Source organism: Bacillus sp. NSP9.1 (assembly GCF_000465465.2).
GTDB lineage: Bacteria > Bacillota > Bacilli > Bacillales > Bacillaceae > Bacillus > Bacillus sonorensis_A.
The window spans coordinates 1,202,053-1,213,904 of the sequence record NZ_CP048273.1 but is presented as its reverse complement, the minus strand read 5'-3'; the positions used below and the strand labels follow the sequence as shown (position 1 = coordinate 1,213,904).

General features: G+C 46.1%; 13 protein-coding genes. All 13 read right to left on the bottom strand.

Annotation, left to right across the window (positions count from 1 at the left end):
- Positions 1-46: 46 nt before the first annotated feature.
- Positions 47-310: a hemolysin XhlA family protein gene (locus tag M654_RS06145; RefSeq protein ID WP_026588441.1), complete on the bottom strand. Its 264-nt coding sequence runs from the start codon at positions 308-310 to the stop codon at positions 47-49.
- Between the two features lie 12 nt (positions 311-322).
- On the bottom strand, positions 323-2,188 hold the full coding sequence (locus M654_RS06140) for a phage tail protein (protein WP_051290425.1): 1,866 nt from the start codon (positions 2,186-2,188) through the stop codon (positions 323-325).
- On the bottom strand, positions 2,185-4,833 hold the full coding sequence (locus M654_RS06135; RefSeq protein WP_026588442.1) for an XkdX family protein: 2,649 nt from the start codon (positions 4,831-4,833) through the stop codon (positions 2,185-2,187). Before M654_RS06135 ends, M654_RS06140 begins: the two co-directional genes overlap by 4 nt.
- Positions 4,834-4,853: 20 nt before the next feature.
- Positions 4,854-5,636: a phage tail family protein gene (locus tag M654_RS06130; RefSeq protein ID WP_236251248.1), complete on the bottom strand. Its 783-nt coding sequence runs from the start codon at positions 5,634-5,636 to the stop codon at positions 4,854-4,856.
- Between the two features lie 50 nt (positions 5,637-5,686).
- A complete protein-coding gene (locus M654_RS06125; protein ID WP_236251207.1) occupies positions 5,687-7,717 on the bottom strand; it encodes a phage tail tape measure protein in 2,031 nt (676 codons plus the stop codon).
- Between the two features lie 563 nt (positions 7,718-8,280).
- The gene (locus tag M654_RS23815) at positions 8,281-8,508 is read right to left on the bottom strand and encodes a hypothetical protein (protein WP_236251247.1); all 228 of its coding nucleotides are present in this window, start codon (positions 8,506-8,508) and stop codon (positions 8,281-8,283) included.
- A gap of 563 nt (positions 8,509-9,071) precedes the next feature.
- Positions 9,072-9,440 carry a hypothetical protein gene (locus tag M654_RS06110; RefSeq protein ID WP_026588446.1) on the bottom strand — a complete coding sequence of 123 codons (369 nt, stop codon included), beginning with the start codon at positions 9,438-9,440 and terminating at the stop codon, positions 9,072-9,074.
- 58 nt (positions 9,441-9,498) lie between these two features.
- Positions 9,499-10,032 (bottom strand): beta clamp domain-containing protein, encoded by a 534-nt coding sequence (locus M654_RS06105; protein WP_026588447.1) that lies wholly within the window; start codon positions 10,030-10,032, stop codon positions 9,499-9,501.
- Positions 10,033-10,070: 38 nt separating this feature from the next.
- Positions 10,071-10,445: a minor capsid protein gene (locus tag M654_RS06100; protein ID WP_026588448.1), complete on the bottom strand. Its 375-nt coding sequence runs from the start codon at positions 10,443-10,445 to the stop codon at positions 10,071-10,073.
- 3 nt (positions 10,446-10,448) lie between these two features.
- On the bottom strand, positions 10,449-10,859 hold the full coding sequence (locus tag M654_RS06095; protein ID WP_026588449.1) for a hypothetical protein: 411 nt from the start codon (positions 10,857-10,859) through the stop codon (positions 10,449-10,451).
- Positions 10,856-11,194: a hypothetical protein gene (locus M654_RS06090; RefSeq protein ID WP_026588450.1), complete on the bottom strand. Its 339-nt coding sequence runs from the start codon at positions 11,192-11,194 to the stop codon at positions 10,856-10,858. Before M654_RS06090 ends, M654_RS06095 begins: the two co-directional genes overlap by 4 nt.
- Complete coding sequence (locus M654_RS06085; RefSeq protein ID WP_026588451.1) at positions 11,195-11,581, bottom strand: hypothetical protein; 387 nt, start codon at positions 11,579-11,581, stop codon at positions 11,195-11,197.
- 15 nt (positions 11,582-11,596) lie between these two features.
- Positions 11,597-11,809: a hypothetical protein gene (locus M654_RS06080; RefSeq protein ID WP_026588452.1), complete on the bottom strand. Its 213-nt coding sequence runs from the start codon at positions 11,807-11,809 to the stop codon at positions 11,597-11,599.
- Between the last annotated feature and the right edge of the window lie 43 nt (positions 11,810-11,852).

Genomic DNA, 11,852 nt, shown 5'->3' with positions numbered 1-11,852 from the left:
CCCTTTTCGTATAATAAAAAGCCCGCCGGACTCTCACCGAACGGGCTCATAAAAATAGCGCAGCTCCCGAAATCGTCAAGCCAACGACCGTTAGCATTACGCCCCATAACCATTTCGTATTTGCTTTCATATCGGAGATATCCGCTTGGCTTTCTTTCGCGAGTATCAACGCCTCGTCGGCCTTTTCATACGCTCGATCTGCTGTATGTTTTACTTCGTTGAAATAATCGACCTTCGTATCGATACGCACAAGCCATTCGCGAATGTCGGCTATCTTATCGTTTAATTCGTTGTTCGATGGTTCGCCCAATGATTACGCCTCCTATCCGTTTAACCATGCGCGAGTTGTTCTTACCATCGTAGCTCTACCGGACCAACCCGACTTAAATTGCAGATAAAAGTTCCGAGCTTTATACGTAGGTATACCGAGATCAACCTGTATTTGCGCATAGTTCGTCTTGTTTTTCTCTGTTGGTATAGACACTTCGGATACTACCGATTCGGCTCCGTCATCTGCGTCAAATTCCGAAAGTCTGACGTAGGTATTGAGTGGGTCAGTTGTACCCGTATAAGGTATACGAGCTGCGACCGTTAAGTTCAAGAACCGCGCGTCATGCGAAATATAAAGAACCTCCGCATTCGTATACGAAGTCGAATCCGATTGATAGTAGCTTCCGGTGAACTCGACCACAGCCGGATCATAGAACTGCTTTTCTTGAACCGCTAGGTTAAACGCAAACTTTCCGTTATTTACAAGGACCGCACCGTCCGGACGCTCTATCGATACGGCTCCCTTTGCGACATATAGGCCGCTTGAATCCAGACGCACAAATTTATTACGGTCGGCGGCGTTAATTGCGATCAGATAGTTTCCGTCCCAATAAAAAAGATCACCGTTTCCGATGATCTGAATATTGTTCGTTTTAATCTGTCCGGCTGTCAGAACGCTGGTCACAACGCCGTCTGCCGTGATCGCTTCTTTAAACGTCTGGCCTCCGTCTACTGTGACGCCTAATCCGCTCGACCTTAACGCAACGAATCGGTTAGGATCGTTTGGATCTCGCGCAATAATCCCCATGCCTTCCGGATATTCCAGTTGAGTCAACGAATTATTAAGCGCCTCGGTTGCTCGCTGAACCGCTTCGTCGTACGCATCATATCGCAGTTTCCCGGAATTCTCATCATATATTTTATCGAGCAATTGCTTCGAATAAGAAATGACCGACTTTGCGAACGTCTTTACTGTCGAAGCGAGCGTTACTTTCGGTGCCGTGTTTGATTCGGGATACTCTTCGATTTCCATTACGCGAAGGTTAAGACTTACGTCTAACGGCTCATAAATTGTCGGAACGGTATCGCCAAGACTCGGTTTCGCTACTGCGTATCCGGCATTTTTCAATTCAACGAAGTCTAATTCAATTGTGATTTCCGGCTTATCCTGAAGCTTCGCCTTTAAATAACGCTCCAAAGTCGCTTTTTTCGTAATCGTTTCATTCGAATATATCGGAGCATGTCGGATGCCATAAATACCGGCAAGAGGCGATGTATACTCCGCTGTTACGATAGGGTCCCCGTTATTATCTCGTTTTCCTTCGCCGCGAATATATGTTGATAAATTCGAGCTATCAACCGTTTTCTTAAACGTTTTTACATTGTGGTTATACCGGAATTGAAAGTCGGGCGAACTACCGATCTGTTTAAAAATCCGTACATCGCGGCCGATAATTTCGTACTCAGCTTCGAACCTATCAAGTGCATTTTTAAATAGCGATATACAGTTATCGTTTCCGAAATTCTCGAACTCCTCCGTATCGAACGAATCGATAATGCTAAACGTCCATCCAGTATCGCGGAATATGAAATCGAAAATAACGTTAATCGATTTAAAACCGGTCGTTAACGTATCATAACGGAAATCATCGATTAGATCGAAAAAAACGTGCGGGGCTGTGACGGATTTAACCGGCGTAACCCCGACCAGTTGCTCGACACACTGCTTTATACGGTAATCAATTCCGTTGTATGTCAGGACTGATTCCTCTTCGACTAGATCGAATGCATGCGCATTTTGCTCCGTTTTCGGCAATAAAAAAGACAGCGAAATATCGCCGTTCACTGTCCGCTTTATCGCGAGATTGGTATAACCGGATAATACTTCGGAAGAACCGGTTATATTCGTTATTTTCATGCGGTGCCCTCCTCGTAAACTTCTCCGGTAATTGCTGCGTATTGTTCGCGGCTAATTTTCGCAAGTGTGACGTAATTAGCGACTTGTTCCTTCGAATACATGCCGTTTGTATAAAGAATCCGGATGTTTTTAAACCACCAGTCCGGATCGCTTGAATCCGCTAGATACAGGAGCAAGTCGGCGTTTTGCGAAAGAGCAATCGAGCCTGTCGAATCAGGCGTAAGTTTATTTACTTTTGCGGCCAAGTCCTGAACCTGTGCGTAAAGTTCTTGCGTCGCTTTGATTAAAGGTCCGATTAGCTCTTCGTAGCGCAATCCGTAAATAAAGTCGCCTGTTTCGTTTCCCGCTTCGTCATATTCCGGATTCTTTGAAATTGGCGCAAAGTCATCCGTCAAAATTCCGAGACTGTTGACGACTTCTTCGACTTCCTGTGCGATTAAGCCGTGGTGTGTGCGGTTGCTTGTTCCGTCCAGAAATTTATAAGAACGAGGTGTTAGGCGGCTAATGAAGTTCAGTCCGAGAGTCTCATCGACTATATCTTTCTTGTAATTTCGGTCTGACGTCGAAATAGTCCCGGAAGCAACGTAGATGTACGCCCACCTATTCGTACTCATACCGATAGATTCTTTGTTGTCCAGTTTCGGATTTAAAAAGCCGAGGATTTCTTTGTTTTTCGTTTTCCACCCGTCGATCTGATCGGCTGATAATGTTCCGTCAAGATATTTATTCTCAACGATTTCGCAAACAGGAGTTCCAATCGTTGAATCTGTCGGAGCATCCAGACGAATCCCGCGTCCGGTATTAACGAACTTATTTCGTACAATCGCGATCCGGTTCGTGTTAGGTTGCGCATAAACCCCGTAGTTTGCGGCTCCGGAACCATTGAATACGTTGTTATGAATCTCAACACCACAAACATAAGCCTCAATCCGTACGGGCTTCGCTGTTGTGCCGGCCATGTTGTTTACGACGTTTCCGAAAATCTCGATCCCGACTTCGCCTGTGTAAAGGTTCGTAGAGTCCCGCGAAATATAGAGCGCCTGGTTCGTGTTTGTGATCGTGTTATTAGAGATAATAGCGCCGACCCATTTAAATTGTTGATCCGCATCAGTTCCATCAATCACACGGATTCCGTCTTTGAAGCTTGAGACCGTGTTAGACGTTACAACGCAATCCCTCGCCCATCCTTCGTACAGTCCTATTCCGTAACTTGAGCTGTTCGAAGTTCCGATCACCGTGTTATTTGAAATCCGAGAAGAGCGCGTTCTTATCATCGGACCATTTAACTGACATTCATTGAACGTATTGCCTAAAACGGTGACCGCATAGGTCCCACCGTGGCTCGTCATCGGATTTTGCGTCGATCCTTTTGTTTCGCAATTGTTTACGTAGCAGTTAATCGACGGAGTCTCGCCGGTTGTGTACGTGATATCAAACGGCTGCGTACCATTCTCTGCGTATGATCCGAAGAACCCGCAGGCCTGGGACGATACGACCTTGAAGGCGTTCCGTGTGTACATTTCGGTCGGAGCCGTTGTAGTATCGTAATAGATTCGGCTTCCGCTATCGCCACAAGCGAGGGAGTTTTCGAAAATAATAAAGTACCCGTCCGCAACGCTATAAGCCGTATTGTTTCGCGTATAGCAGTGATTAGCGTACTTGGCGGTGATGAAGCGAGATGCCTGGCCGGTAAAATTGAGCCCTTCGATAATTACGTTCTCGATCGGTGTGATTTTCTGAATCGTTGTCGTTGCTCGTGCGGTTGAAGCCGTTTCGTTTGCGCTGTCGGTTCGGTAGTCCGGAAATAGGAGCCCCGCTGTGGTTTCGAAAGAAGTCGTTGACGTGACCGTTTTGACCCGGACAAATTCTCCGAAATAACATCCCGGTACAGAAGCCGTCGCATATCCTAATCGCCAGTTATCGCCGGCGTCTGAAGACAAAGCGTCTCTTTGCGATTTAATACGTACTAAATCTCCGACCTTAAGGCCGTGGGCTACCGTCGTTTCGATTACCGTGTCTCCCATCGTCAGGTTAGCCGCGATAGGAATCTCCTCACCGATTGAGCCTTCGATGACAATCCCGTTGCCCCCGCTAACCTCAATCTTCGCAGCCGGATCGCTTGTGATTCGAATATTACTTTTCGCGTAGATCGGAGCATCTAACGTAACGTCCTTCGAGATGTGAACGTTGCCGAGTCCGTTCTGTACCGCATAATCAATCGCTTTGTTAATGGCCACCGCATCTGTGTCGCCATCCGCTTTGAAATCCAGCGCGTTAAGGCTAAGCGATTGGACCGATGATTGAGTCGACATTACTTCGACCTGGTTAGCGTCGATACGTGCTTTTAATGTCGCATATTCCTTTCCGTTATAGTCAACGCGAGCTTGTGCGGTTTCTGGATCGATAGAGCCTTCGAGCACAACTCCGTTAAACTGCTGCTGAACATTATTCGCAACGCGTTCGGCTTCGTCTGCGGTCGTTAACGCGTCGCTGGCCGTTTTGTTGGCGGCCTTCGCTTCCGAAAGTGCTTCGTCCATTTGCGCCTTTGATGCCGATACGTCTCCGTTCATAGCCCGGAAATTTTCGTTTATCGTATTGCGAAACTCGCGGTCTAATGGCGCTTTTACGTCTTTTATATTCGCCATATATCCGCCTCCCTTCGTGTTTATAAATAATAAAAGCGAAAGTCAAACGAGACTTCCGCCACTTCTTCGCCAGTAACCTGTATGCTATTCCAGCCGGGAGCAAGCGTAATCAGACCGTAGTTTGTTTTGTCAGTAAGTGATGTCGCGCTCCTTACCGTCCGAGTGCCGTCGATGACGATCGGCAAGGTCGTATTCATACTCCCGGTGTACGTCCATTCGTCTTTTGTTGTCGCGTTGTATAATCCGATTGAAACCTTCGAGATATTCTTTTTCGACTTAATCGTTATTTTTAACGGTTTATTTCTCGGGTCAACCGTCGCATCACCCGCATTGTATATATGAAACGCCTTATCCGTGTGAACGTATTGATAGTCCTCCGCAAATAAGCCGTTGCCGAATCCCCACAGGTTAACGTCGGTCGTGAAGTTCGAAAGAGATGTACCGACTGACTCTGCGTATGGACTCGCACTCACAAACGAGAGCTGAAATTCTCCAGTCGATCCAAGCTGATCGGCACTCCATTCGCTAGATACCTCGACGAGCCATCGACGCCAAGGCTCCGCATCAGAGATCAAATAGTATTCGTCTCTCGACATCAAGACACGGAAAAGCTTATCGACGAGCAACGCATAGTCGTAATCATCGACTGCACTGAACATACACAACGCCGATATTTTTCGGGAACCCCACGTTTTACCCATACGGATATAGCCATCGCCATTATCGAGCGTCTCCGATTCGATGTTAGGGCTAGGCGAAGAAATAGTGAAGCTCCGAACCAAAACGTTAAAGTCCGAAGCCATATCATATACAGTGCCGTCCTTATATACGATCTTAAAATTATGCAGAACCTTCATTCCTTCACCCCCATGCTTCGAAGCTCGCTTTTTAAATCGCCCGTCATTTTCTGATTAACATACGGATAAGTTGCGGAAGCAATCGTTTCTCCGCTAACTTGAACGGCTACATTGCGATTTTGTCGGACGCCCTGATCAATCGAACGCAATATACCGATGACCTCGCTTGATAATCCCGGACTTCCTTCGAGCGCCGCCGTATGTCCAGCGTCAATCATCCGCATTAAATTCGCCTGCTGCGCTTCCGTCAGGACCATTTCATTCCGTAGTGCCCGGATGTCAACCTCGTGGCTCATCGGAGCATTTTCGAACTTAGACGCAAGACCACCGGTGTGTAGCTTGTTAATTTGACCGCGGCCGACGATACCGCCGACGTGGAACGGCACTTCCCGTCCGCCTTTGCCGTGCGTCTTCTTGAACGTCTCCGCACTCTCTTCGATCTCCGTTCCGTCCATGCTGTAGGTGACGTGGATCTTTTTGTTGATCCGGCGAGCTAACTTTTTGTTCATATCTTCGGCTGAGTTCGTGATGTCCTGAACCTTCTTCTTGGCGCTCTGTAGCCGCGAAATTTCAGTGTCGATCGCTTTAACTGAATCACGATATTCCTTCGTCTTTTTGTCTGCGGCCGAAGTGTTGGTTTTAAGATTAGCCTTCGCGTCTTTCAAACGGGCAATCTCCTTATTGATGACCTTCACGCCTTCACCTTTTTTTGCATTAAGCCCTACTTGTCGAAGTTCAAGATCGATCATCTTTTGCTTTATCGTGTCAAGTTTTCCAATCTCCTCGTTGACCTTATTTAGTTCCGTATTCTTCGCACTAATTTTCCCGTAAATTGTATCTAATTGCTTTCGGAGGTTCTTAAGAGTTCCTTTTTGAACATCTAGTACAGTTTGCGCTGAATCAGCTTCTTTCTTGTTTCCGTCTGCTTTTGCCTGAGATAACCTTTTCTCAGTAGACTCTATCGTCTCGAGTTGAGAAGCGACATCAGATTCAAGCCTTTTTCTGTCCTTCGTTAGATCGTTTATTTCCTTCGTGATATTTTTTCGTCTCTCTAAGTTCTGATCATAATTTTTTTCAGCAAGGTTTTTCTGTTTTTCAAGCTCCAGACGAAGTTCCTCGGCTTTTTGTTCGTTCAAACGTTTCAACGCATCTGTATTCTTCGCAACCGCGTTCCCTTGTGCGCTAATAGCCGCTTCTGTATCAGGAGATTTCTTTACAACCTCACCGTTTAATTTCAAGAAACGGCGGAACTCTTCGTTTGTAAGCCCTGACTTTTCCATCAAGTCAGCTTGCTCATCTTTGAGGCGCTTGATTACATCCGGATCGGTTTCAGTTTTCAAAAGATCGTTTATATCGAGATAACGGGCAAACTCATCCGCAGTTAATTTCGTTTTATTTTTCAACTTGTCAAACTCTGTAGCGAGATCGTTTATAGAATCGATCTCCTTCTGCTTCGCCTCTGCCGTCTCTAAACTGACGGTGTTCATTTCGTCGTAGCCTTCTTTAACGCCTACCAGTAATCCGCCAAGAATTGAAAGTCCTGTGATAATCCACCCCGCAGGACCCATCGATACGAACAACCCTTTCAACGCGACACTGAGTTTTAGAATCGTCGATGTGACAAGCGCAATTGCTGCGGCTGTGCCGGCCATTTCGAGCCCTGTCGTAATGATCCCCGGATTTAGCTCGTTGAGAAAACCGAGAATCTTCGTCCCTGTTTCGACAATTTTTCGGAAAGTAGGCAAGAATTCGTTACCGATCTTGATACCGAGGCCGTCTAACGCGCTTTTAAATTCTTCGAAGGAGCCGTTCAGGTTATCCATTTGCGTCTTGGCTACGCGATCGGCCGTACCACCAGCGTTCTTGAGTTCGTCGGAATAATCACGCAATCCCTTCTCGCCGACATTAAGCAAAGTAACGAATCCGGACGCTGCCTCCGTTCCGACCAACTGCGCCGCCGTCGCGGTCTTCTGAGCATCGGACATTCCTTCGAGATTCTTCGAAATATATCCGATCAGCTCCGGCAACGGCTTCAGATTTCCGTTTGCGTCATCCAATTCGAGATTGTACTTTTTGACCGCCTGTTCTATTATCTTGAGATCATGTTGAAAATGTTTTTTTACGTGAAGAAGGATAAAAATAAATATGATATTGTGTTTGTTACTTCTCCGCCTATTTTTGTAGCATTTGTCGGTTTAATCGCTAAAAATCGTTACAATGCGAAACTGCTGTTGGATGTCAGAGATTTATGGCCGGAATCACTGAAAGGTGTTGGCGTATTTAATCGTTCTTATATCATTTGGTTATTTGAAAAAATGGAATCTGCTTTATACAAAAAAGCGGACCATATCATTATCAACAGTGAGGGATTTATAAACCATTTTAAAAATAAATCCGAGGGTTTAACAAAAAAGCTGATATTCCTGCCGAATGCTGCCAGAAAAAAAGAGACGATACTGAAGAAAAGAGACGGCGACTCAATGTTTAATGTCGTTTATGCAGGCAACATTGGACTGGCTCAAGATGTCACAATTTTAATGCAGCTTGCAAAAAAGCTGAGTGAACATAATATTTCTCTAAACGTTATTGGCTATGGAGTGCAAAAACAGACTTTTACAGATTTTGTCCAGCGCCATAACCTTAAAAACGTTAAGCTTATAAAGCCGATAGGAAGACAAGATTGTTTAGCTAAAAATTGGAGTCCCTCCGCCGCCTCTACCGCTGTAAATTTCGTTTCGGCACCCATCTTGGCCGCGATGTTCTTTAGCGCTTCGAATTCGTCGCCGGTCGCGCCGCTAATCGCTTTAACGTTCGACATGGCCGCTTCGAAGTCTGCCGCAGTCTTAACGGATGCTCCGATACCGGCCGCTACCGCACCGCCAACGGCCAGCGACGCCTTCTGAACGAGCCCCATTTGCTTCGATAGATTTTCGGATGACCGACCCATCTGCGTCATGTCGTTCCGAGCCTGCTGTGATCTGCGCGACCAATCGGACATATCGAGAATCAAACGGGCGCGTATTTCTCCGACTGTTGCTCCGGCCATCTAGTTACCTCCTTTCCGAAAAGCTGTTTGCATCATTCGTAGTTGTTCGAATTTCTCTCTATCGAATTGATCAGGCTGTTTAATCCCTGCCGCTCTTGATAATCCGTTAGTTAACGCTGTAAAATCGCTTTCCTCACTAGATCGACTATTCGTAGCGAGTTTAATTCGAATTTCTTCGAGCCTCATGATTGCGTTTTGTTTTGTTTTCGCACGTATGAATTTCGGGATATCAACCATGTAATAATCGTTTTCAATCTCACGCTGCGTAACGCCTAGTATGACGGCCGCATCGATTAGGTAATCATCGATCGTATAAGAATCGCCCTCTCCTTCGCCTACTCGCCGAGGTTCGGAAGAAGGCTTTTCACGTTTTTTGCCATAGACGACAATCGGTTTTTCTTAACCGTTAAGGAGATATATTCGAACATCTCGTCAGCTCCGACGTTTTCCGCGATGTACTCCTTATCCACGCCACTCAAAACCGATACAATTCCGACGATTTCGTCGAGACCTACTTCGAGGCCAGTCACTACGTATGAATAAAAATCTTCCTGGGGCGCGCCTAATACCTGGACGATAATTCCCGGTAGTTTATCCACGGCCCCAAATAGTTGCTTCCACTTATTCGGAGTAAGCTTCGGAACCTCAACCGGATACTCTCCGAAGTAAAGCTGATCCGGATCTTTTTTAGCGAAAATCTTCATAAAGCAACTCCTTTCGTTTAAATAAAAAAGACACCGCAGTTAAGCGATGCCTTTACGTTTATGCAGTTGCGGTTTCGTCTCCGATAATATAAAGATCGCCGTCGTTGGTCATATCCGGATAAGCGACGAAAGTGAGGTTTGCAATCCGTTCATTATCGGAATCATACGTATACTCCGGGTCTGCAATTGCGCCGGCCAACGGGACCGTAATATAATCGTTCGGTGTGGTCGATGGCGCTGTCGGTTTGATGACGAGCTTTTTAGCTGCCGCGAGCATATCGTATCCTGCTTTACCGCTAACTACGAGTTTTTTCTTCGTCGGATCTGTCGCATCCGTTACGAGTTTACTGTTCGGAATAGCCTTTGATAGTCTATCAAGATCGTGGAGAGCGAAAGGGACCGTTACCTCTGCCGTCCTACCTTTCATGATCGATTTAACGATCGTGTCACCGTATTGGTCAACGGTTGTATCTTGTTTTGAAGTTTGCGCTTTAAATTGAATACCGCCCTTTGTGATGTCAAATACGACCATATCCGTACCTTCTCCGTATTCAACGACTGCCGGACCGATTGGTACATTAATGCCTGCCATTCGTTTTCCCCCTTGTTATCAAAATAAAAAGCCCCTATTTAGGGGCGAATTACGCAATCGAAATTTAAAGAATATTGAGGACGTTCGTTGTCGTCATAACCTATAAACAAAGGAACCGAGGTCGTAGCGCGGATGATAACGACAGAACTTTCTCCGATGATTACTTCTTTAAGATTGGTAAGCGAATCGAAGATTTCGTTAGCTTTATCCTCGCAATCTTGTTCGCCTGCTTGCCGCCCTCGCACTAATATCTGAAACGACGGCTGCTTCTTCCCGGTCCATTGCGATGTCGGAAACCCTCCGGTAAGTTTTACGGAAATACATTCGTCATCCGCATCGCGAGGAAAACGATTGGGATAGTAAACGCCAGGAACCCGCGACTTAATGAACGATATTAATTCGAGTATCTTCAACGCTTACCTCAACTCCTCTCCGACGGCATTTGCGACGTTTTTTATATACTTCTCGGCTTCCCCCTTTAACGGACGTTCCAGATATTTGTTACCGACCGTATATCCATCTGTTCCGCCAGCTTGTGCAGAAGTAGGACCGAGATTGTAGTCGGCCTCATGCGTCCATATTGCGTAGTTAAATCCGTTTTCAACTGCACGAAAGGAGACCTCGCCAATCAATCGGTTCCGTGTTAGTGTTACCTTCTTTTTCATACCCCGACGAAGAATCCCTTTTTTAATCGGCGCGATGTTTTGAGCGATACGGGCGAGATCATCGACATTGTCCTCCATCGCTTGAGTAGCCGCCCTCTCTGCGCCGTGTTCAGTTCGATCTAATCGACTAAGGAAATCGCCTGCGTCCAGAACGAAACTCAAACAACCACCTCCGTCAGAATCGGCTTTCCGGATATGTGTCTTTTTACGTTGATTTCTTTCGGCTTTCGCTTGATCGTTTCTCCGAGCTCATTCGTAAATATGACCGTATCCGAGTACCGAACGTCTGCCAGTTTGTCGATCAGAATTCTCGCTGTCGCAACGGATTCTTCGCTCTTTATAACACCGGAAGATCGTGACGAAGTAATCTGCGAGCCTTCATCAACGCGACACTTTAAGATGATCGGATCTTGTTTTACGGGATTTCCCCACGGATCAAGTTCTCCGGTAGAGTCGCGTTCAATCGTAATGATCTGACGCATAGGAACGATCGCCATTTACATCACCGTCCATTGAATACGCCTGCCGCCGAGTTTCACACCGTTTTCTTCTCCGATAAGATCGAGCGACTTTTTCGGGATCAACGATTCATCATCGACATTTAACGTATCTTTAAAATTAAAGGAAGCAACGCCCGTAATAGAGAAGGACGCAATGCCTTGCTTGTTCAGGCGGTTCGTATCGTTATAGGCAATCGCAAGCACGTTCGCAAACTCATAGACCGCTTTATCCGGTATTTTATAGTCGGGAAATTTACGCACTAGAACGTCATCAGCTCTGTTTATAATTCGTTGCTTCTTTTCGGTTGCGTAATCGTTCCAATCTTCGTTATCGATCGTGAAACTGTTGATATATTCGTCAGCACCTTCGACGCTTAACGCCATTAGCGCCACCTCCTATTATTTTGCGGAGGATTTACGCGTTTGTTTCTTAGCTGCCGGTTTAGGTGCGGCTTCCTCCGTTGGTTTATCGATTCGAGTTACGTCTGCCAGTTCGGATAGGACTTTGATTTCGTCCTGACTTTCCGTTTTATATACGCCATTTTTAAACGACTTGAATTCGGCGTCCACATAGAATCCGAGTTCCGGATATTTCGATTTAAATTCCGCCATTATTTCGCAACACCTCTGTCAAAATAAATAGGCCCGCGTTTTG

Excerpts from the sequence above, each read along its gene's own strand:
- M654_RS06135 (WP_026588442.1), bottom strand. The coding sequence starts at position 4,833 with ATGGCGAATATAAAAGACGTAAAAGCGCCATTAGACCGCGAGTTTCGC.
- M654_RS06090 (WP_026588450.1), bottom strand. The coding sequence starts at position 11,194 with ATGGCGATCGTTCCTATGCGTCAGATCATTACGATTGAACGCGACTCT.
- M654_RS06140 (WP_051290425.1), bottom strand. The coding sequence starts at position 2,188 with ATGAAAATAACGAATATAACCGGTTCTTCCGAAGTATTATCCGGTTAT.
- M654_RS23815 (WP_236251247.1), bottom strand. The coding sequence starts at position 8,508 with ATGTCGAACGTTAAAGCGATTAGCGGCGCGACCGGCGACGAATTCGAA.
- M654_RS06080 (WP_026588452.1), bottom strand. The coding sequence starts at position 11,809 with ATGGCGGAATTTAAATCGAAATATCCGGAACTCGGATTCTATGTGGAC.
- M654_RS06085 (WP_026588451.1), bottom strand. The coding sequence starts at position 11,581 with ATGGCGTTAAGCGTCGAAGGTGCTGACGAATATATCAACAGTTTCACG.
- M654_RS06130 (WP_236251248.1), bottom strand. The coding sequence starts at position 5,636 with ATGGCTTCGGACTTTAACGTTTTGGTTCGGAGCTTCACTATTTCTTCG.
- M654_RS06105 (WP_026588447.1), bottom strand. The coding sequence starts at position 10,032 with ATGGCAGGCATTAATGTACCAATCGGTCCGGCAGTCGTTGAATACGGA.
- M654_RS06110 (WP_026588446.1), bottom strand. The coding sequence starts at position 9,440 with ATGAAGATTTTCGCTAAAAAAGATCCGGATCAGCTTTACTTCGGAGAG.